This window comes from Actinomycetospora flava (genome assembly GCF_037400335.1).
GTDB classification, from domain to species: domain Bacteria; phylum Actinomycetota; class Actinomycetes; order Mycobacteriales; family Pseudonocardiaceae; genus Actinomycetospora; species Actinomycetospora flava.
This window is the reverse complement of record NZ_JBBEGM010000001.1, coordinates 459,077-479,434: the sequence shown is the minus strand read 5'-3', so window position 1 is coordinate 479,434 and position 20,358 is coordinate 459,077. Positions and strand designations below refer to the sequence as shown.

Sequence of the window (20,358 nt, the reverse complement as noted above, 5' to 3'; positions counted from 1 at the left end):
AGGTGATCACCGGCGAGGAGCGAGGAGGACGCCGGGTGCTGGTGTGGCTCGTGCGCACGGTGGGGATCGTGTGGCTGCTGGGCGTGCTCGTCGTCGCCCTCGGCACGTACGCCCCGCGGTTGCCGGTGATCGGGTTCCTCGGCTCCTTCGTCACCGGCCAGTACCCCCTGCACGCCGCGCTCGCGGCCCTGCTCGGCGTCGGCCTCGGCGTCGGCACCTGGCTCCTCGGCGGCCGGGACGGGGTGGTGACCGCCGCCGTCGCCCTCGCCGGCACCGTTGCGCTCACCGCCGTCCTCGCCAGCCAGACGAGCGGCAGCAGCGTCGACTGGTGGGCGGCCCTCACCGTCGTCGGCCAGCCCGACGGGCACCCGGACCGCACCGAGCAGTACGCCCTGGACGAGCTCGGGCGCCCGCTGCACCTGGACCTCTACCGGCCCGCCGGTCCCGGCCCGCACCCCGTGGTCGTCTGGGTGCACGGTGGCAGCTGGGTCCGGGGCGAGCGCGACGACCGCACCGCGCTGAACCGCTGGCTCGCCGACCGCGGGTACGCCGTGGTCGCCGTCGAGTACCGCCTGCCGCCGCCCGCGCCGGTGGGGGAGGGCCAGCGCCGCGACGTCGCCGCGGCCGCCGCCTGGGCCGCCGCGCACGCCGCCGAGGAGGACCTCGACCCCGGCCGGATCGTGCTCGCCGGCCAGTCGGCGGGCGCCACGCTCGCGCTGAGCACGACCAGCGCGATCCTCGCGGGCGACCTCCCGGCCCCGCGCCCCCGCGCCGTCGTCGCCTACTACCCGGTCACCGACCTGCGCGCCGTGGACCGCTCGCTCCAGGACGCGGTGCTCGGGGGACCCGCTGCGCAGCAACGCCTCGAGACAGCAGCAGCCTCACCCGCCGACCTCATCCGCCCCGACCTCCCGCCGACGCTGCTCGTCCTCGGCTCCGCCGACCACTTCGTCTTCCCCGAGCGCGTCCACGCCTACGACCGCGACCTGCGCGCCGCCGGCGTCCCGGGCCGGCTGGTCGAGGTGCCGCACGCCGACCACGTCTTCGACCACCCCTTCGGCAGCCCCGGCGCGCAGGTCACGCGCCCGCAGGTCGCGGCGTTCCTCGCCGAGCACGTCGCCGCTCGCACACCGTGACCGACCGGTCGCCGGGGGTGCCGAGAGTGTGACGATTCGTGCTGAACTACCCCGCATGACCGATCGGGGTACGGACGACGCCGTCGACACCCAGCAGACCCGCCGGCGCTGGAGCATCGTCGGCCCGGGCATCGTCGTCGCCGCGACCGGTGTCGGCGCCGGCGACCTCGTCGCGACGCTCGTCGCCGGCGCCGAGTACGGCTACACGCTGCTCTGGGCGGTCGTGCTCGGGGTCGTCGTCAAGATCGCGCTGGCCGAGGCCACGGGACGCTGGCACCTCGCGACCGGCTCGACGATCTTCGCGGGCTGGCGCTCGCTCGGGCCCTGGACGACGGTCTACTTCGTCGTCTACGTCGCCATCTGGGGCTTCGTCTACGGCGCGACGGCGATGACGTCGTCGGCGCTGCCGCTCGCGGCGATGTTCGGCGGGTCGATCCCGGCGTGGGGCATCCCGTGCGGGCTGGTCGGGCTCGTGCTCGTGTGGTTCGGCTCGTACCCCCTCTTCGAGAAGATCATGACGGCGCTCGTCGGCGTCATGTTCGTCGTCGTGGTGGGGCTGGCGATCCTCGTGCTGCCCGACGTCCCGGCGATGCTCGCGGGCCTGATCCCGACGCTGCCGGAGGGCTCGGGGATCTACACGCTCGGGCTCGTCGGCGGCGTCGGCGGCACGGTGACGATGGCGGCCTACGGCTACTGGATCAACGCCAAGGGCTGGCGCGACAGCTCGTGGATGAAGGTCATGCGCCTGGACAACCGCGTCGCCTACATCACCACCGGAATCTTCGTCGCCGCCATGCTCGTCGTCGGCGCGGAGCTGCTCTACACGGCGAACATCGCGCTGGTCGAGAGCGACCGCGGCCTGCTCGACCTCGACGCGATCCTCGAGCAGCGGTTCGGCCCGGTGATCGCGACGCTGTTCCTCGTCGGCTTCTTCGCGACGTCGTTCTCGTCGCTGCTCGGGGTGTGGCAGGGCGTGAGCCTGATGGTCACCGACTTCGTCCGCACCCGCCGCGAGGCCGTCGCGAAGACCCCCGACCAGCTCGCCGCCGCCGGGCAGCTCCACGACGACGCCGAGCGCAGCACCCCGTTCCGCGCCTACCTGCTGTGGCTGACGTTCCCGCCGATGGTCCTGCTGTTCCTCGGCCGGCCGTTCGCGCTGGTCGTCGCGTACGGCGCGCTCGGGGCGTTCTTCATGCCGTTCCTGGCGATCACGCTGCTCTGGCTGCTCAACAGCAGCCGCACCCCGCGGGAGTGGCGCAACGGGTGGCTGTCGACGACGCTGCTGATCGGCGCGGCCGCCCTGTTCCTCGTCCTCTGCGTCACCGAGCTGATGGACACGTTCGGCTAGCCCTACGTGCGTGATCTTCCCAGGTGTAGCTCGGAAGATCACGCACGGAGGGGTCAGAACGTCAGCACCAGGCGGCCGCGGACGCCGCCGGCCTCGAGGCGGCGGTGGGCCTCCGGGGCCTTCTCGGCCGGGATCGTGTCGGCGACGCGCGGGGTGAGCGCGCCCTCCTCGGCCTGCCGGCGCAGGCGGTCGAGCGCCGCGTGGTCCCGCGCGACCTCGCGCACGAGTACCGGGTGCCACGTGATCCCGCGGTCCTCGGCGCCCCGGTGCCCGCGCACGGTGGCGATGCGACCGCCGTCCCGGACGGCGTCGAGCAGCACGTCGCCCTGCAGCGACCCGTCGACCAGGGCGTCGACGCCGCCGGGCTGGCTCTCCCGGATGCGCGCGGCCACGTCGTCGCCGCGGCGCACGACGACGTCCGCCCCGAGCGAGCGCACCAGCGACTCGTCCGCCTCCGACGCGTCGGCCACGACGGTGAGCCTGTCCGCCTTCGCCAGCTGCACGACGTAGCCCCCCAGCGCGCCCGCGGCGCCCGTCACGGCGAGCGTCCGGCCCGGCTGCAGCGCCAGGGTGTCGAGGGCGAGCCGCGCGGTCAGCGCGTTCATCGGCAGCGTCGCCGCCTCGACGGTCGAGGCGTCCCTCGGCGCCCGCACGACCGACGCGGCCGGCACGACGACGTACTCGCTGTAGGCGCCGTGGCTCCCGTCGGGCACGACGATCGCCATCGCGGCGTCGCCGACGTGGAGCTCGGTGTCGGTGCCCTCGCCGATCTCGTCGACCTCGCCCGCCGCGTCCATGCCCGGCACGTAGGGCGGCGGGTCCTTGCGCTGGCGTTCCGCCCGGGAGCCGTCGCGGGCGAGGGTGTCGGTCGGGTTCACCGCCGCCGCCCGCACCCGCAGGCGGACCTCGCCCGGCCCGGCGTGGGGCTCGGGCAGCTCCACGACCTCGAGGGCGTCCGGTCCTCCGTAGGAATTCACTCCGATGGCACGCACGTGTCCTGCCTACCCGGTCGGGTAGACCGGGACGCGTGCGCTGCTTCCGTGTGATCGACAGCCCGATCGGCCCGCTCACGCTGACGTGGGACGACGAGGTGGACGCCGTGCGCGGGCTGCACGTCCACGACCAGCGGGACCGCGACCCGGACCCGGCCTTCGGCGACCCCGACGGCGGCGCGTGCGCCGGGCTCGACGACCTCGCCGGCGAGCTCGACGAGTACTTCGCGGGTTCGCGGCGGCGCTTCACGGTGCCCGTCGACCCGCCCGGCACGGCGTTCTCGCGGGCGGTGTGGGCGGTGCTGGCGGAGGTGCCGTACGGGACGGTGACGACCTACGGCGCGCTCGCGGCGGCCGTCGGACGACCCCGCGCGGCCCAGGCCGTCGGCACCGCGAACGCGCGCAATCCGGTCAGCCTGCTCGTTCCGTGTCACCGCGTAGTCAACGCCGCGGGCCTTCCGTCAGGTGGGGGACCCGGCGTGGACCGCAAGCGTTTGCTCCTGTCCCTCGAACGTGGAAGCCCTTGACCGGGGCCGCGCCGCGAGTACCGTCAGAGGTGTCGCTGTGGTGCCGATCACACGAGCTGAGGGCTGGTCCGCACCGCGCACACGGCCAAGTTGGATGACCGGGAAGAGGTGATGGATTGGACGCAGGGAACACCCCGCACCGCATCACGAGGACCCGGTCGACCCGGCGCCGCACCGCGCACGGGAGCTGATCCACACCAGACTCCACGCCGCTGAGCGCAGACAGGCGGTCGGTGGGACGACCGGGACCGTGCGGGTCCCGAGCTGACACTTCCTCCCAGATCACGAACCGGCGTCCCGATCACGGGGCGCCGGTTCGTGCATGTTCAGGGGGCGATCAGCGCGGAGATCACCGGGGACCCCCGGAGCGCTGACGTGCGTCTCTCCTCGGCGCGACCGACTAGTAGTGGACCACGCCGCGCTCGCCGCCCGCGGCCGCGACGGCGCCGCCGGTGACGGCGACCGCCCGCGGCGAGGCGAGGAACACGACGACGTCGGCGACCTCGTCCGCGGTGATGATCCGCCGCAGGCTGGTGCCCGCCGCGAGGTCGGCACGGACCTCGTCCTCCGACTTCCCGGTCGACGCCACCCGGTCGGCGATCATGCCCACCGTCCGCTCGGTCTCGGTGTAGCCCGGGTGTACGACGACGACGCCGACGCCGTGCGGGCCGAGCTCGTCGGCGAGGTTCGCGGTGAGCGCGGCGACGCCGACGTTGCGGATCGTCCCCGCGATCGACCCGGTGCGGCGCGCGTTGAGCCCCGAGACGTTGACGATCCGGCCCCACCCCTGCGCGGTCATGTGCGGCGCCACCGCCCGCGCGGTGCGCAGGTAGCCGAGGACCTTGGTGTCGACCTCCTCGAGCACCGCCGCATCCGTCAGCTCGGCCAGCGGCGGGATCGGGGAGCCGCCCGCGGGGCGCGCCGCGGCGTTGACCAGCACGTCCACCCCGCCGAGCTCGTCGACGACCCGCGCGACCATCGCGCGCACCGAGGCGTCGTCGGTGGTGTCGGCGACGATCGGCAGCACCGTCGACGCCGGCCCCGCCGAGCGCACCCGCCCCGCCGCGGCTTCCAGCGCCTCGGCGTCGCGGGCCACGAGCACGACGTGCGCGCCCTCGGTGGCGAGCTCCCGCGCGCACGACAGCCCGATGCCCCGCGAGGCACCGGTGACGATCGCGACCCGCCCGTCCAGTCCCAGCTCCATGGTCAGCTCCAGTCGTAGAAGCCGCGGCCGGACTTCTGCCCGAGCTCGCCGCGCTCGACCTTGTCGCGCAGCAGCTGCGGCGGGGTGAAGCGCGGGCCCAGCTCGCGGGTCAGGTGCTCGGCGATCGCGAGGCGCACATCGAGCCCGACGACGTCGGTGAGCCGCAGCGGGCCCATCGGCCAGCGGTAGCCGAGCTGCATCCCGGTGTCGATGTCCTCGGGGCTCGCCACGCCCTCCTCGACCATCCGGATCGCCTCGAGCCCGACGGTGAGGCCGAGCCGCGACGTCGCGAAGCCGGGGGCGTCGTTGACGACGATCGCGGTCTTGCCCAGCGCCTCGACCCAGCCGCGGGTCTCGGCGGTCGTCTCCTCCGACGTCCCGGGGTGCACGACCAGCTCGACGAGCTTCTGCGCGGGCACCGGGTTGAAGAAGTGCATGCCGATGACGCGCTCGCCGGGCAGGTCGGCGGCGATCGCCGCGATCGACAGCGACGAGGTGTTCGACGCGAGCACGGCGGCCGGGCAGGCGCGGGCGGCGCCGCCCAGCACGGTCTGCTTGATGTCGACGCGCTCGGGCACGGCCTCGACCACGAGCGCGGTGTCGTCGGGCAGATCGTCGACGCCGGTGGACATCGTCAGGCGGGCCAGCAGGTCGTCGCGTCCCACGCCCTCGGGGAGCTTGCCGCGCTGCGCGGCGCCGTCGAGGCTCGACTCCACGGCGTGGCGCGAGGCCTCGACCCGGTCCGCGTCCGCCTCCACGAGGGTCACCGGGCTCCCGGCGGCGAGCAGGACGTGGGCGATGCCGGCGCCCATCGTCCCGCCGCCGATGACGGCACTCGTCGGGCGTGCATCCATACGGGGTGACCTCCAGGGTCTCTCGGGGTCTCTCGGGCGAGCTGATCGCCCGTGTCATAGCACGGCGGGACCCTGCAGCGCCCTCGCGACGTGGTCGGGCATGAGCACGGCGTGCCGGGCGACGTCGGCGACGAACCGGTTGGTCAGCGTGTCCGGTTCGGCGCCGGTGTAGGCCGCGAGCTCGCGGTCGACGCGCGGGAGCGGGCGGGCGATCGTGCCCGCGAACACCGGCGGGACGATCGCCGCCGGCACCAACGAGGGCCCGATCCCCGCCGCGGTGAGCAGCGGGGCGACGGCGGTCTGCTCGGTGCGTACGGCCACGAGCGGCCGGAACCCGGCCTGCTCGCACGCGTCGAACAGGACGTCGGCCAGCGCGTGGTCGGGCGCGTACTGCACCCACGGGACGTGCTCGAGGCGGCTGAGCGCGATCTCGCCGCCCGCGGGTGCCATGACGTCGTCGGGACCGAGGTTGGGCGGCAGCAGCACGACCATCTCCTCGTGCCCGAGCGCACGCAGGCGTCCCCGCCACTGCGCGGGGACGGGCCCGACGCCGATGTCGGCCTGGCCCTCCCGGACGGCGGCGGCGAGGGCGTCGCCGTGGCGGTGCTCGAAGAGGCGCACGGTGACGTCGGGGTTCTCGGCGCGCCAGCGCCGCAGCACGCCCGGCAGGAGGCCGAGGCTCACCGAGTACACGCAGGCGATGCGCAGCTCGCCGCCCTCGGTCCCGGTCACCTGGCGGGCCGCGGCGCTGCCCCGTTCGGCGGCGGTCACGGCGGCGCGGGCGTGCGGGAGCAGGGCCCGGCCGGTGGGGGTGAGAGCCACCGCACGCGGCAGGCGGCTGAACAGTGATCCGCCCAACTCCTTCTCGAGCGCCGCGATCTGCTGCGAGAGGCCGGGCTGGCTGACGAACAGGTGGTCGGCGGCCCGCGTGAACGATCCCTCGTCGACGACGGCGACGAAGGACTCCAGCTGGCGCAGGGTCGGCATCAGCTCAGCTTATGCGCATCGTCGCTCAGCTTCTTCGACTTATGACTGCAGGACGCCGACGGTGGAGCGCGACGGATGAAGACGACGTCCTCCTGAGGAGCTCCCCGTGCCTCTGGCCCTGATCGCCCTTGCCCTGGGCACCTTCGGCATCGGTACCACCGAGTTCGTGATCATGGGCTTGCTGCCCGAGGTCGCGGACGGTCTCGGCGTCCCCGTCGCCGAGGCCGGCCACCTCGTGTCCGCGTACGCCGCCGGCGTCGTCGTCGGCGCCCCCCTGCTCGCAGGGGCCACCGTGAAGCTGCCCCGCCGCACCGTGCTCATGGCGCTCATGGGCGTCTTCGCGGTCGGCAACCTGCTCTCCGCCGTCGCGCCCGAGATCGGCTCGCTGATGGCGGTCCGCTTCCTCACCGGCCTGCCGCACGGCGCCTTCTTCGGCGCCGCCTCCGTGGCCGCGGCCGGCATGGTCGGCCGCGACCGCCGCGCCACGGCCGTGTCGCGCGTCTTCCTGGGCCTGACCATCGCCAACGTGGTCGGCGTGCCGCTCGGCACCCTGCTCGGCCAGGCCGCGGGCTGGCGAGCCACGTTCGGCGTCGTCGGCGTGATCGGCCTCGTCGCCGTCGCCGGCATCGCCGCGTTCGTCCCCGCCGCCGCGCCCGCCGCGACCGGGAAGGGCGCCCTGCGCGCCGAGGTGTCGACGCTGCGCCACCCGCAGGTCGTGCTCTCGCTGGCCGCGGTGATCTTCGGCTTCGGCGCGATGTTCGCCGTCTACAGCTACGTGTCGCCGATGCTCACCGAGGTCGGCGGCTTCTCCACCGCGACCGTGACGGTGCTGCTCGCCGTCGTCGGGCTCGGCATGACCGCGGGCTCGGTGCTCGGCGGCCGCGCCGCCGACCGGGCGCCGATGGCCACCCTCTACGTCTGCCTGCTCGCGCTGGCCGGCGTGCTCGTGAGCTTCGTCGTCACCGTGCACCACCCGGTGCTGGCGGTGCTGTCGCTGTTCGGGGCGGGCATGTTCTCACTGGCCCTGGGCCCGGCGATCCAGACGCGCATCCTCGACCTCGTCGGCTCGATGGGTGGGGCGCCCACCATGGCGTCGGCGGCGATCCAGTCGGCGTCGAACATCGCCAACTCGCTGGGCGCCTGGCTCGGCGGCATGGTGATCGCCGCGGGCCTGGGCTACCTGGCCCCGACGGTCGTCGGCGCGACCCTCGCCGTCGTCGGCCTGCTGGTGCTCATCTTCTCCGGCGGCCTCGAGGTCCGGGGCCGCCGCCGCGAGGCGGCCGCCACCGAGGCCACCGAGCCGGACCGCGAACTCGTCCCCGCCTGACACGCACGTGTCACAGCGCCACCACCAGCAGGACGGGCACGCTGACGACGGTCGTGAGCAGCGCCGCGTCGCGGGCCAGCGGCACCCCGGTCGCGAAGCGCACGGCGTAGCCGAAGACGTTCTGCGCGGTCGGCAGGGCCGCGCTCACCACCACCGCGAGCAGCGCCGGGCCCGTGAGCCCGAACGCCGAGCCGATCGTCCACGCCAGGAACGGGTGCACGACGTTCTTGAGCAGGATCACCGCACCCAGGCACACCGGGTCGTCGTCGCGGCCCGGCCGCTGGGCGTGCGCGAGCGAGAGCCCGAACGCCAGGAGCATCGCCGGCACCGCGAGGTCGGCGAGCAGCTCGATCGGCTCGAGCAGGCCCTCGGGGACGTGCACCCCGGCCACGTTGAGCAGCAGCCCCGCCACGGTGGCCAGCAGCAGCGGGTTGCGCAGCGGCGCCAGCAGCGCCCCGCCGAGCCCCGGGTCCTCGCCGCGGCGCCGGGCCGCGACGACGTCGAGCAACGTCGTGTACGCGGGCGTCAGCACGGCCAGCTGGAAGATCAGCGACGGCGCGATCTCGGCGGCGCTGCCCAGCGCGTAGGTGGCGATCGGGATGCCGAGGTTGCCGGCGTTGAGGTAGCCGCTCGCCATGGAGCCGACGACCGTCTCGCCCCGCGGGCGCCGGCGCAGCACGCCGACCGGCACGTAGAGCAGGCACACCGCGAGCGCGGCGAGCGCGGTGACCACCAGCCCCGTGGAGAGCACCCGCGCCACGTCGGCGCGCAGCAGCGTCACGAACAGCAGCGCCGGGCTGGCCACGAAGAACGCCGTGCGCGAGAGCACCTCGGTCGCCCCGTCGGGCAGCACGCCCAGGCGCCCGACCAGCACCCCGACGGCCACGACGACGCCGATGACCAGGAAGCCCGTCAGCACCCCGCTCACCGTGAGATCACCGCGCGAGCCTAGGCCGGGCCCGGGAGCGCTGCGGGCCCCGGAGAACGTGCCCTACGGTCCTGTGACCATGGGCATCCTCGATCGCTTCCGACTGGACGACCGCGTCGCCGTCATCACCGGCGCCTCCTCCGGGCTGGGCGCGGTGTTCGCCACCGCGCTGGCCGAGGCGGGCGCCGACGTCGTGCTCGGCGCGCGGCGCACCGAGAAGCTGGAGGACACGCGCAAGGCCGTCGAGGAGCGCGGGCGCCGGGCGGTCACCGTGCGCACCGACGTCGCCTCCCCGGAGGACTGCGGGGCGCTCGCCGACGCCGCGGTGAACGAGCTCGGGCGCCTCGACGTCCTGGTCAACAACGCCGGCATCGGCACCGCCTACCCCGCGACCAAGGAGACCCCGGAGCAGTTCCGCGAGGTCATCGACATCAACCTCAACGGCTGCTACTGGATGGCCCAGGCGGCCGCCCGCCACATGCAGCCCGGCAGCTCGATCGTCAACGTCTCGAGCATCCTCGCACTCACCACCGCCGGGCTGCCGCAGGCCGCGTACTCGGCGTCGAAGGCCGGGCTGATCGGCCTGACCCGCGACCTCGCGCAGCAGTGGACCGGGCGCAAGGGCATCCGGGTCAACGCGCTGGCCCCGGGCTTCTTCACCTCGGAGATGACCGACAGCTACCACGAGGGCTACCTCGAGACGATGATGCCGCGGGTCCTCGCCAACCGGATCGGGGATCCCGAGGAGCTCGCCGCTGCCCTGGTCTTCCTGGCCTCCGACGCCGGGTCCTACGTCACCGGCACCACACTGACCGTCGACGGCGGGGTGACGACGACCTAGGGAATCGGGTAGCCCGGCGCCCATGGACGACACGCTGCGTGAAGACCAGAAGCTGACCGTCCGGGCGGTCCTGGCGCGCGAGGGCCGGGGGTTCGCCGAGGAGATCGGGCTCGGGCGCACCAACAACCCGGCGAGCCTGTTCGGGCTGCTCGTGACGGCCGTCCTGGTCGCCCCGCGGGGCGAGAGCAGCGGGCCGGCGCGGGCGGCGCACGAGGTGACCAACCGCTGGCACACGCCCGCGGACCTCGCGGCGGCGAGCGCGCAGGACGTCGCCAAGGAGCTCGGCGCCGCCGTCGAGGGCGTCGACCGAGGCGACGGCGACGACAGCGCCTCCGACACCGCCGCGACGCTGGTCGCGCTCGCGTCGGCGGTCTCCGAGACCTGGGGCGGCGACCTGCGCGGGCTGCGCGAGAAGGCCGGGCACGACCCCGCGCGCGAGCGGGAGCTGCTCACCGCGCTGCCCGGCGTGGACGACGGTGTCGTCGACGTGTACTTCCGCGAGGTGCAGCCGCTCTGGGACGAGGTCGCCCCGTTCGCCGGCACCCGTGCGCTGCGCGCCGCCGCGGCCCTCGGACTGGGGGAGAGTGCCGAGGACCTCGCCCGCTACGGGAACCGGCCGGAGAAGATCGGCCGGCTCGCCGGGGCCCTCGCGCGCATCGACGTCGAGGGCTCCCACGACGAGGTGCGGCGTACCGCCGGGTAGCGCTCAGCGGGCCGCCGTGGCCTCGTCGACCGCCAGCGCCCCCGGCAGCACCCGCGCCGCCTCGAGCAGGCTCGGCCCGTACCAGGTGAGCAACCGGCCGCTGACCAGCGCCGACGGGGCCGCGAACGCCTCGGGCCCGTCGTCGGCGGTGAACCGGTAGGGCTCGTCGGGCAGGACGACGAGGTCGTGCGGGGGCAGGTCGGCGGGGTCGAAGCGCGGGTAGCGCTCGGGCGAGTCGTCGAACACGTTCTCGACGCCCAGGCGCGCGAGCACCGCGCCGGTGAACGTGTCCGAGCCGACCGCCATCCACGGCTTGCGCCAGATCGGGACGACGGCGCGGCGCGGCGCGTCGGGCAGCGGGAGGGCGTCCCACGCCGCCCGCGCGCCGTCGATCCAGGCCGGGCGCTCGAGCCCGCAGGCGGCGAGCATCCGCTCCAGCGAGCGCAGGGCGCCGTCGACCGTGCGGATGTCGGTGACGTACACCGCGAGCCCCGCCGCACGCAGCTTCTCGAGCTCGGCGGGCTTGTTCTCCTCGGCGTTGGCCAGGACGAGGTCCGGGCGCAGCGCCACGATGGTGTCGATGTCGGGGTTCTTGGTGCCCCGCACCCGCGTGATCCCGTGCTCGTCGAGGTCGTCCGGGTGGGTGCACCAGTCCGTGGCGCCCACCAGCAGGCCCGGCTCGGTGACCCCGACGGCCTCGGTGAGCGACGGGACGAGGCTGACCACCCGGCCGACGCTCGCGGGGAGCGGGACGCGGCGGCCCTCGTCGTCGACGACGTTCATGACCCCAGGGTGCCGCAGGACGGCGGCGTGGGTGGTCGGGGATGTCCGGTTCGGGGCGTTCCCTTCCGGTCCGGCCCGCGGACGGCCAGACTCCGCCTGGTGATCGCCCCGAGCCGCCCGGTCGCGGTCCGCGTGATCGTCGTCATCCTGGTGGTGCAGGCGGCGGTGGCCCTCGTCGCGTCGGTGCTGGTCCCGCTCGTGCCGGCGCTGACCCCGCTGCTCGGGCCCCTCACGGCGCTGCTCGCCGCGACCCTCGTGGAACCGCCGCCGGGTGCGCTGGTCGGCCTCGCCGTCGTGGTGAACGCGGTGTGGGTGGTGGTCGCGGGGCGGCTGTGGCTCCGCCACGGCGGCGCGCGCACCGCCCTGGGCTTCCTCGGCGTCGCGAGCGTGCTGATGACTCTCACGTTCGCGCTGAGCGAGGGGCCCGTCGGGGTCGTCGTCGACCTCCTCCTGATCGCCGGCACGGTGACGGCCCTCGGCCTGCTCCTGCGCCGCGACGTCCGCGACTGGTACCGCCCCGGCTGAGCCGTCCGCGGCATCCGATACCGTCGGTACCGGTATCTTTCGCGTGACCGGAGGCACATCGTCGTGGACCGCTGGGCGTCGGGCATCGACACGGCCTGGCTGCAGCTCGAGCAGCCGACCAACCGGATGGCCGTGCACGGGATCCTCTTCTGCGAGGGTCCGATCGACATCGACGCGCTCCGCGAGCGGGTCCGCGAGCGCTGGGTCGCGGTCTACCCCGGCCTGCGCCAGCGCCCGAGGTGGCCCGTCGGCCGGTTCGGCCCGGCGCGGTGGGTGGACGCCCCGCCCGACCTCACCGAGCACGTGCGGGTCGTCGCGCTCGACGAGCCGGGGGACGACGCCGCGCTCGCCCGCCACGTCGGGGCCGCGATGTCGCAGCCGCTGCCCGCCGACCGGCCGTGGTGGTCGCTGCACCTGGTGTCGGGCTACCGGGGCGACGGGTCGGCGCTGCTGGTGAACATCCACCACGGCCTCGCCGACGGCGTCGCGCTCAACCACCTGTTCCACGTCCTGTCCGACGACCCCGCCGCCGAGGGCACCCCGGCCGCCTACGCCGAGGCGCCGCGCCGGCCGCGCCGGGCGCACGACTGGCGTCTGCTGCACCGCGAGCTGCGCGGGCGGGTCGCGGACCTGCGGGGCAAGGTGCGGGCGGCGGGCACCGAGGAGGGTGCCGCGGAGCTGCGCGCCACCGGCCGGGCGGTGCGGACGTCCGCCACGATGCTCGCCCGCCCGCCCCGGGACGCGCCGTCGTCGCTGCTGGGCGAGCCGGGCACGACGAAGTCGGCGCGCTGGACGTCGATGGTCCCCCTGGAGACGGTGAAGGCGGCCGGCAAGCCGCACGGGGCGAGCGTCAACGACGTCCTGTGCGCGGCGATCGCGGGGGCGCTGCGCACCGTGCTCGGGGACGACCTCCCGCGCCTGCGCGCGGTGATGCCGATCAACATGCGCCCGCTCGACCGCCCGATCTCCGACGAGCTGGGCAACGAGGTGGGGCTCGTGCTCCCGCCGCTGCCGACCGACGAGCCCGACCCCGGCCGGCGGATCGAGCGCGTGCACGACGCGATGGGCACGATCAAGCGGACGAACCAGGCCCTGGCGACCTTCGCCGGCATCGCGGGCTCGGGCCACGGCCGCCCGGCGTGGACCCGCGCGCTGGTGGCCCGGTACGCCACGACGTCCTCGGTGATCATCTCGAACGTCCCCGGCCCCGTCGCCCCGCTGACGATCGTCGGGACGCGCGTCCGCGACGCCCTGTTCTGGGTGCCGTGCTCCGGGCACCTCGCCCTGGGCGTGAGCATCCTGTCCTACGCCGGGCGCGTGCGCCTCGGCGTCCGCGCCGACACCGCGATCCTCGGCGGCGAGTACGGCGTCGACCGCCTCGTCGCCGCCCTCGACGAGCAGCTCGCCGCACTGGAGTAGCTACCCGGAGTCACGAATCCTGACGAATCTCTGGCCGAATCCGGACAGAACCCCTCCTGATCTCCGCCGGGCGTTACGTTCCGTGCATGTCCTTCTCCACGGTCCCCGGTCCGATGCCCACGCCCCGCCGCGACGGTCGATCAGCGAGGGTCACGCCCCGCCCGGTCCCGCGACCACCCGCGGTGAGCCGGGCGCTCGTCGTCGCCCTGCTCCAGGTCCCGGTGTCGCTGCTCGGGCTCGTGCTGCTGATGAACGACTCCCCGGCGATCTCCGGCATCGCCGACGTGCTCCACGGCGAGAGCGGTGTCACGACGAGCGGCAGCACGGCGCGCGGCATCGCCGAGACCCTGCCCGTCGTGTTCTTCCTCGTCGGCAACGGCGTGTGGCTCTGGCTCACCGCGCGGATGTGGGCGGGCCGGGACTGGGCACGCGTCACCATGACCGCGCTGAGCACGCTGACGGTGCTCGCGCTGTTCGCGGTGCTCCCGGGCGGGGACGCCACGACGACGGTGCCGGCGGTCCTCGCCGCCGGCCTCGCCGTCGCGCTCGTCGTGTTCCTGTACCGCCCCGAGAGCGGGTCCTGGTTCAGCCGCCGGTAGCGATCACATGCTGCGCCGGTACTGCCCGCCGACCTCGAAGAAGGCGTCGGTGAGCTGACCGAGCGTGCACACGCGCGCCGCGGACATGAGCTCGTCGAAGACGTTCGCCCCCGAGGTCGCCGCGTCCTGCAGCCGGCGCAGGGCCTCGGGCGCGGCGTCGGCGTGGCGGGCCTGGAAGTCGCCGACCCGCTCGAGCTGGCCCTTCTTCTCCTCCTCGGTGCCCCGGGAGAGCTCGAGCTCGTGGCCCTCCTGCTCCGCGTCCTCGGGCGGCAGGAAGGTGTTGACCCCGACGATCGGCAGCGAGCCGTCGTGCTTGCGCGACTCGTAGAGCATCGACTCGTCCTGGATCTTGCCGCGCTGGTAGCCGGTCTCCATCGCGCCGAGGACGCCGCCGCGCTCGGCGATCGAGTCGAACTCCTTGAGCACCGCCTCCTCGACGAGGTCGGTCAGCTCGTCGATGACGAAGGAGCCCTGCAGCGGGTTCTCGTTCATCGAGAGGCCCCACTCGCGGTTGATGATCAGCTGGATGGCCAGCGCGCGCCGCACCGACTCCTGCGAGGGCGTGGTGACGGCCTCGTCGTAGGCGTTGGTGTGCAGGGAGTTGGCGTTGTCGTAGAGCGCGCAGAGGGCCTGCAGCGTCGTGCGGATGTCGTTGAAGTTCATCTCCTGCGCGTGCAGCGACCGGCCCGAGGTCTGCACGTGGTACTTCAGCTTCTGGCTGCGCTCGTTCGCGCCGTAGCGGTCGCGCATGGCCACCGCCCAGATCCGGCGGGCGACGCGGCCGATCACGGAGTACTCGGCGTCCATGCCGTTGGAGAAGAAGAACGACAGGTTGGGCGCGAAGTCGTCGATGTCCATGCCGCGCGCGAGGTAGGACTCGACGTAGGTGAACCCGTTCGCCAGCGTGAACGCGAGCTGGCTGATGGGGTTCGCCCCGGCCTCGGCGATGTGGTAGCCGGAGATCGACACCGAGTAGAAGTTGCGCACCTTGTGGCGGATGAACCACTCCTGGATGTCCGCCATCATCCGCAGCGAGAACTCGGTGGAGAAGATGCAGGTGTTCTGGCCCTGGTCCTCCTTGAGGATGTCGGCCTGCACCGTGCCGCGCACGTTCTGGTAGGCGTGCTCGGCGAGCTCGGCCCGCTCGGACTCGCTCGGCGCCCGTCCGTGCTCCTCGGCGAAGGCGTCCACCTGCTGGTCGACCGCGGTGTTGAGGAAGTAGGCGAGGATCGCCGGCGCCGGGCCGTTGATCGTCATCGACACCGAGGTGGTCGGCGAGCTCAGGTCGAAGCCGGAGTAGAGGACCTTCATGTCGTCCAGCGACGCGATCGACACCCCGGAGGTGCCGACCTTGCCGTAGACGTCGGGCGGCGTCGCCGGGTCGTGGCCGTAGAGCGTCACCGAGTCGAACGCGGTCGAGAGGCGCTTGGCCGGCGAGTCCTCCGAGAGGTAGTGGAAGCGCCGGTTGGTGCGGAACGCGTCGCCCTCGCCGGCGAACATGCGCGCCGGGTCCTCGCCCTCGCGCTTGAACGAGAACACCCCGGCGGTGAACGGGAAGTGCCCGGGCAGGTTCTCCTTGCGCAGGAAGCGCAGGATCTCCTCGTCGGCGGTGAACGCCGGCAGCGCGACGCGGTTGACCTTGTTGCCCGAGAGCGTCTCGCGGGTCAGCTGGGTGCGCAGCTCCTTGTCGCGCACGTGCACGACCATCTCGTCGCCCGCGTAGGCCTCGACGGTCTCCGGCCAGGCGTCGAGCAGCGCCACGGCCTCGCCGGGCAGGTCGCGCTCGGCCTCGGCGAGGACGGCGGGCAGCTCGCCCGCCTCGCGGTCGCCGAGGGCCTCGGCGGCGGTGCGCAGCGCCGCGCGCCGGCGGGCCGCGGTGACCATCGCGCCGGTGCGGTCGTGGTAGCCGCGCACCGTGCCCGCGATGTCGGCGAGGTAGCGGGCGCGCTCCGGGGGGATCGAGGCCGCGAAGTCGGTGGAGACCTTGGAGTCCGGGATGGTCAGCCGGCCATCGCCGACCGTCATCCCGTGCTCGGCGAGCAGCGTGCGCAGGTACCCGTAGAGCGCGGTGACGCCGTCGTCGTGGAACGTCGCGGCGCTGGTGCCGAAGACCGGCATGTCCTCCCACGACGAGGAGAACGCGTCGCGGTTGCGCACGAGCTGGCGGGACACGTCGCGGCGGGCGTCGTCGGCGCCGCGGCGCTCGAACTTGTTGATGGCGACGGCGTCCGCGAAGTCCAGCATGTCGATCTTCTCGAGCTGGGACGCGGCGCCGAACTCCGGCGTCATGACGTAGAGCGACGAGTCGACGACGTCGACGATGCCGGCGTCGCCCTGGCCGATGCCGGGGGTCTCGACGATGACGAGGTCGGCGCCCGAGGCGCGCAGCAGCAGGATCGCGTCCGCGAGGTTCTCGGGCAGCGTGCCGCCGCCGCCGCGCGAGGCCATCGAGCGGAAGTAGACCTGCGCCCCGCCGAGCGAGTTCATGCGGATGCGGTCGCCGAGCAGGGCGCCGCCGCCCTTGCGGCGCGTCGGGTCGACGGCGAGCACCGCGATCCGCAGCTTGTCCTCCTGGTCGAGGCGGAAGCGGCGCACGAGCTCGTCGGTGAGTGAGGACTTGCCCGACCCGCCGGTGCCCGTGATGCCGAGGACCGGCACGGCCTTGCCCTCGACCGCCGACCGCGCGCGCTCGCGGACCTCGTCGGGCAGGGCACCCGCCTCGGCGACCGACAGGGCGCGGGCGAGCGTCGCGGGCTCGCCGGTGAAGACGCCGTCCCAGCTCGAGGGCGGTTCCGCGCCGAGGTCGACGTCGCACGCCCGGATCATCGTGTTGATCATCCCCGGCAGGCCCAGGCGCTGGCCGTCGGTCGGGGAGAAGATGTGCGCGACGCCGTGGGCGTGCAGCTGGTCGATCTCGTCCTGGACGATGACGCCGCCACCGCCGCCGTAGACCTTGACGTGCCCGGCGCCGCGCTCGCGCAGCAGGTCGACCAGGTACGAGAAGTACTCGACGTGCCCGCCCTGGTAGGAGCTGATGGCCACGCCCTGGGCGTCCTCCTGGATCGCGGCCGTGACGACCTCGTCCACGGACCGGTTGTGGCCCAGGTGCACGACCTCCGCGCCCTGGCGCTGGAGGATCCGCCGCATGATGTTGATGGCCGCGTCGTGCCCGTCGAACAGGCTCGCCGCGGTGACGAAGCGGATCGGGTGGGTCGGGACGTACAGCTCGTCCGTCATGCTTCCTCGCAGTCCAGGTCGGCGCTCCGGCAAATAGTAGGACGTCAAAGCGTTTCGCGGCCAGCGACACACATCACTCACGGAGCGAAGTCGTTGCTGGGCTGAAAGAGTGAAGAGCGAGCCGTTCGGGCCCGAATCTGATTACGGTGCGTCGAGACAGCCGTCCGCTCACCCCCGGAGCACCCCATGAGCACCGTCCTCCCGCCGTCCGGTCCCTTCCCCGCCGGGGAGGGCGTGCCGCAGTCGTCCCAGCCGACCGCGGTCGTCGGTCAGGCGGGTCAGGTCGGTGAGATCCCTGCCTCGGCCCAGCCCACCGCGGTGGTCGGCCAGGTGCCGGGAGCCGGGGGAGCGCCGCCGGGATACGGGCCGCCGCTCTACGACCAGCCCCCGTACGGGCAGGCCGGGTACGGGCAGGCGGGCTACGGGCAGGCGGGCTACGGGCAGGCGGGCTACGGCTACCCGGCGCCCGGCTACGGGCCGCCCCCGACCGGCGCGGTGCCCGGCTACGCCCCGGTGCCCCCGCCGCGCAAACGGGGCTGGATCGGCTGGCTCGTCGCCGGCGTCGCGCTCGTCCTCGTCGCCGGCGTCGTGGGCACGGTCGTCCTGCTCTCGGGCGGCGGCACGCTGATCGGGGTGTCCGCGAACAACGTCGCGATCCCCGACGCCGACCCGGCCGGCGTCACCGACGTCATCGCGCTCGACGGCTCCGGCCAGGTGCAGAGCGTCCACGTCGAGGCGACGATCACGCACCCGTTCACCTGCGACCTCACCGTCACCCTGATCTCGCCGCAGGGCACGCCCGTCACGCTCGCCGACCCGCAGGACTGCAGCCGGCAGAACCCGGGCCTGCAGCTGAACCTCGACAGCACCACGCCGGGCAGCCCGCTCGCCCCGCTCGCCGGTCAGCAGGCCGGCGGGCAGTGGCAGCTGAAGGTCGTCGACGGCGTCGGCATCGACCAGGGCCGGCTCACCGGGTGGGGCCTGACGGTCCAGTCGGACTGACCCGGACGCCGCACGCCCGGCGCGCACCCGGCGCGCCTGCGCGAAACGAACGGCGCTCTCGCTGCTTCCGAAGCAGCGAGAGCGCCGTTCGTTCGTTCGGGGGGCGGCGCGGCCGAGGCTCGCGGGGCAGGTCCACGCGGTCGGCGCAGAGCGCTCACCGATCGATACCCGCCCCGGCGACGCTGCGGCGGGGGAAGCGTTTCGACGCCCGCGTCATGAGGCGAACGGGTGAGTCAGGAATGGTCCGAACGCCGGGGTTCCTGCCTCATCACGCCGGGTATCAGGCTGGCCCCGCCCCCGAAGGGCCCCTCGGTACTAGGAGTACGAAGTGATCATTCTCGGCGTCATCCTCATCATCATCGGCGCTGTCACCGGCATCTCGATCCTCTACACGATCGGCGCGATCCTGGCCGTCGTCGGGCTCATCCTGACGATCCTGGGCGCCGTCGGCCGTGGCGTCGGTGGCCGCAAGACCTACTTCTGACCGCTCCGCACGACCGAGACGCACGACCACGGCCCGTCCCCGGCGAGGGGGACGGGCCGTTCTGTTCGGTGGGCGCTACCCGCGGAACGGGAACTCGCCCGCGGCCTCCCACGGGCCGCCGCGATAGCGCCAGAGGGCGAGGCCGACCACCGTCGCGGGGTAGGGGCTGTGCGCGGCGACGAGCTCGGCGAGCGTCGCCTTCGCGGTCTCGGGGTCGACCTTGTTCTGCACGGTGACGTGGTGGTGCGGCCGCCGCGCGTCCTGGCGGGTGAGGTCGTCGGCGAAGCGCCGCGCGATCGCCGCGTGCAGGGTGTCGAGCCCGGGCGCCTCGATCCGGTAGGCCACGCCCCGCCCGAGCGCGAACGGCGCGCGCACCCGCCCGGCGATCGGTGCCCGTCCCGCCAGCTCGTCCAGCGCGGCGGTGACCTCGTCGGCGCGGTGTCCGGGCAGGGCGTGGAACAGCGTCAGGTGGGCGCCGACCACCAGGCGCCGCGACGGGAAGAACCGCCGGCGCTGCGCGTCGAGCTCCGCCTGGGTCTCCTCGTCGAGCAGCGCGGTGACGATCAGCGGGTCGGTGTCGCTCACGGGCCTGCCGTCCATCCGTCGGGGTCGTCCCACGCCTGCAGGCTCCGGCGGCTCGTGAAGCGGAGCTCCTCGCCGGTCCGCGGGTCCGGGAACGCCAGCTCGCGGGCCAGGAGCTGCAGCGGCGCGCGGAAGTCGTCGAGCGGCACGTCGCGCACGGCGGGGTAGAACGGGTCGCCGAGCAGCGGCAGCCCCAGCGAGGCCATGTGCACGCGCAGCTGGTGGGTGCGCCCGGTGCGGGGCTCGAGACGGTAGCGCGCCCGGTCGGAGCGCGCCTCGAGCAGCTCCACCCGCGTCTCCGCGTTGGGCTCGCCCGGCACCTCCTGCGCGGTGACCACCCCGCGCTCCTTGACGATGCGGCTGCGCACCGTGCGCGGCAGCGCCAGCGCCGGGTCGTAGGGGGCGACCGCCTCGTAGGCCTTCGTGACGCGCCGGTCGCGGAACAGGTTCTGGTAGGTCCCGCGCCGCGCGGGCTCGACGACGAACAGGACGAGGCCCGCGGTCACCCGGTCCAGCCGGTGCGCCGGGCTCAGCGCCGGCAGCCCGAGCCGGTGGCGCAGCCGCACCAGCGCGGTCTCGCGGACGTGGCGCCCGCGGGGGATCGTGGCGAGGAAGTGCGGCTTGTCGACCACGACGATCTCGTCGTCGCGGTGCACGACGTCGATCTCGAACGGCACCGGCGCCTCGTCGGGCAGGTCGCGGTGGAACCAGATCACCGACCGGGGCACGAACGGCGTGTCCGGCCCGAGCGGCCCGTCGTGGTCGACGATCCGCCCCTCGGCGAGCATCGCGTCGACCCGCGCGGGCGGGACCGGCAGCCGGTCGACGAGGTGGTCGCGCAGCGTCGCCCACGGGCCCGCGTCCGGCATCCGCACCCGGG

The 20,358-nt window shown here is 74.0% G+C and carries 20 protein-coding genes; 11 read left to right on the top strand and 9 right to left on the bottom strand.

The window, feature by feature from the left end; translation table 11 throughout:
• Positions 1-2 precede the first annotated feature (2 nt).
• Both WCD58_RS02320 and WCD58_RS02315 read left to right on the top strand, forming a co-directional pair.
• A complete protein-coding gene (locus tag WCD58_RS02320) occupies positions 3-1,136 on the top strand; it encodes an alpha/beta hydrolase (RefSeq protein WP_337699052.1) in 1,134 nt (377 codons plus the stop codon).
• Between the two features lie 55 nt (positions 1,137-1,191).
• The gene (locus WCD58_RS02315; RefSeq protein WP_337699050.1) at positions 1,192-2,484 is read left to right on the top strand and encodes an Nramp family divalent metal transporter; all 1,293 of its coding nucleotides are present in this window, start codon (positions 1,192-1,194) and stop codon (positions 2,482-2,484) included.
• A gap of 53 nt (positions 2,485-2,537) precedes the next feature.
• On the opposite strand, the gene WCD58_RS02310 is transcribed toward WCD58_RS02315, so the two are convergent.
• On the bottom strand, positions 2,538-3,476 hold the full coding sequence (locus tag WCD58_RS02310; RefSeq protein WP_337699048.1) for an NADP-dependent oxidoreductase: 939 nt from the start codon (positions 3,474-3,476) through the stop codon (positions 2,538-2,540).
• 50 nt (positions 3,477-3,526) lie between these two features.
• Here WCD58_RS02310 and WCD58_RS02305 point away from each other — a divergent pair, with 50 nt between their 5' ends.
• A complete protein-coding gene (locus WCD58_RS02305; RefSeq protein WP_337699046.1) occupies positions 3,527-4,003 on the top strand; it encodes a methylated-DNA--[protein]-cysteine S-methyltransferase in 477 nt (158 codons plus the stop codon).
• Between the two features lie 400 nt (positions 4,004-4,403).
• Here WCD58_RS02305 and WCD58_RS02300 read toward each other — a convergent pair whose 3' ends face one another.
• From WCD58_RS02300 to WCD58_RS02290, 3 genes are read right to left on the bottom strand one after another with little or no spacing between them, the layout of a single operon-like run.
• Complete coding sequence (locus tag WCD58_RS02300; protein WP_337699043.1) at positions 4,404-5,207, bottom strand: SDR family NAD(P)-dependent oxidoreductase; 804 nt, start codon at positions 5,205-5,207, stop codon at positions 4,404-4,406.
• 2 nt (positions 5,208-5,209) lie between these two features.
• On the bottom strand, positions 5,210-6,061 hold the full coding sequence (locus tag WCD58_RS02295; protein ID WP_337699041.1) for a 3-hydroxyacyl-CoA dehydrogenase family protein: 852 nt from the start codon (positions 6,059-6,061) through the stop codon (positions 5,210-5,212).
• Between the two features lie 54 nt (positions 6,062-6,115).
• Positions 6,116-7,048: a LysR family transcriptional regulator gene (locus WCD58_RS02290; protein WP_337699039.1), complete on the bottom strand. Its 933-nt coding sequence runs from the start codon at positions 7,046-7,048 to the stop codon at positions 6,116-6,118.
• Between the two features lie 106 nt (positions 7,049-7,154).
• Here WCD58_RS02290 and WCD58_RS02285 point away from each other — a divergent pair, with 106 nt between their 5' ends.
• Positions 7,155-8,375: an MFS transporter gene (locus WCD58_RS02285; RefSeq protein ID WP_337699037.1), complete on the top strand. Its 1,221-nt coding sequence runs from the start codon at positions 7,155-7,157 to the stop codon at positions 8,373-8,375.
• Between the two features lie 10 nt (positions 8,376-8,385).
• On the opposite strand, the gene WCD58_RS02280 is transcribed toward WCD58_RS02285, so the two are convergent.
• Positions 8,386-9,303 carry an AEC family transporter gene (locus tag WCD58_RS02280; RefSeq protein WP_337699036.1) on the bottom strand — a complete coding sequence of 306 codons (918 nt, stop codon included), beginning with the start codon at positions 9,301-9,303 and terminating at the stop codon, positions 8,386-8,388.
• A 79-nt stretch (positions 9,304-9,382) separates the two neighbouring features.
• Between WCD58_RS02280 and WCD58_RS02275 the strand changes: the two genes are divergently transcribed.
• Positions 9,383-10,144, top strand: coding sequence for an SDR family NAD(P)-dependent oxidoreductase (locus tag WCD58_RS02275; protein ID WP_337699034.1), 762 nt, complete (start codon positions 9,383-9,385; stop codon positions 10,142-10,144).
• Positions 10,145-10,166: 22 nt separating this feature from the next.
• Positions 10,167-10,847: a hypothetical protein gene (locus WCD58_RS02270; protein WP_337699032.1), complete on the top strand. Its 681-nt coding sequence runs from the start codon at positions 10,167-10,169 to the stop codon at positions 10,845-10,847.
• A gap of 3 nt (positions 10,848-10,850) precedes the next feature.
• Here WCD58_RS02270 and WCD58_RS02265 read toward each other — a convergent pair whose 3' ends face one another.
• Positions 10,851-11,630: a helical backbone metal receptor gene (locus tag WCD58_RS02265; RefSeq protein WP_337699030.1), complete on the bottom strand. Its 780-nt coding sequence runs from the start codon at positions 11,628-11,630 to the stop codon at positions 10,851-10,853.
• Positions 11,631-11,729: 99 nt separating this feature from the next.
• Here WCD58_RS02265 and WCD58_RS02260 point away from each other — a divergent pair, with 99 nt between their 5' ends.
• The 3 genes from WCD58_RS02260 (at position 11,730) to WCD58_RS02250 (ending at position 14,173) form a co-directional block, all read left to right on the top strand.
• Positions 11,730-12,155 (top strand): hypothetical protein, encoded by a 426-nt coding sequence (locus tag WCD58_RS02260; protein WP_337699028.1) that lies wholly within the window; start codon positions 11,730-11,732, stop codon positions 12,153-12,155.
• A 63-nt stretch (positions 12,156-12,218) separates the two neighbouring features.
• Positions 12,219-13,574 carry a wax ester/triacylglycerol synthase family O-acyltransferase gene (locus WCD58_RS02255; protein WP_337699025.1) on the top strand — a complete coding sequence of 452 codons (1,356 nt, stop codon included), beginning with the start codon at positions 12,219-12,221 and terminating at the stop codon, positions 13,572-13,574.
• Positions 13,575-13,756: 182 nt separating this feature from the next.
• Positions 13,757-14,173 carry a hypothetical protein gene (locus WCD58_RS02250; protein ID WP_337699023.1) on the top strand — a complete coding sequence of 139 codons (417 nt, stop codon included), beginning with the start codon at positions 13,757-13,759 and terminating at the stop codon, positions 14,171-14,173.
• 3 nt (positions 14,174-14,176) lie between these two features.
• On the opposite strand, the gene icmF is transcribed toward WCD58_RS02250, so the two are convergent.
• The gene (icmF, locus tag WCD58_RS02245; RefSeq protein WP_337699021.1) at positions 14,177-17,410 is read right to left on the bottom strand and encodes a fused isobutyryl-CoA mutase/GTPase IcmF; all 3,234 of its coding nucleotides are present in this window, start codon (positions 17,408-17,410) and stop codon (positions 14,177-14,179) included.
• Between the two features lie 186 nt (positions 17,411-17,596).
• Between icmF and WCD58_RS02240 the strand changes: the two genes are divergently transcribed.
• Positions 17,597-18,412: a proprotein convertase P-domain-containing protein gene (locus tag WCD58_RS02240; protein ID WP_337699019.1), complete on the top strand. Its 816-nt coding sequence runs from the start codon at positions 17,597-17,599 to the stop codon at positions 18,410-18,412.
• A gap of 328 nt (positions 18,413-18,740) precedes the next feature.
• Positions 18,741-18,896: a hypothetical protein gene (locus WCD58_RS02235; protein WP_166660086.1), complete on the top strand. Its 156-nt coding sequence runs from the start codon at positions 18,741-18,743 to the stop codon at positions 18,894-18,896.
• Between the two features lie 75 nt (positions 18,897-18,971).
• Here the strand turns inward: WCD58_RS02235 and WCD58_RS02230 are convergent, their stop codons facing one another.
• Both WCD58_RS02230 and WCD58_RS02225 read right to left on the bottom strand, forming a co-directional pair.
• On the bottom strand, positions 18,972-19,481 hold the full coding sequence (locus WCD58_RS02230) for a 2'-5' RNA ligase family protein (RefSeq protein ID WP_337699012.1): 510 nt from the start codon (positions 19,479-19,481) through the stop codon (positions 18,972-18,974).
• Positions 19,478-20,347: an RluA family pseudouridine synthase gene (locus tag WCD58_RS02225; protein ID WP_337700777.1), complete on the bottom strand. Its 870-nt coding sequence runs from the start codon at positions 20,345-20,347 to the stop codon at positions 19,478-19,480. Before WCD58_RS02225 ends, WCD58_RS02230 begins: the two co-directional genes overlap by 4 nt.
• Positions 20,348-20,358 lie beyond the last annotated feature (11 nt).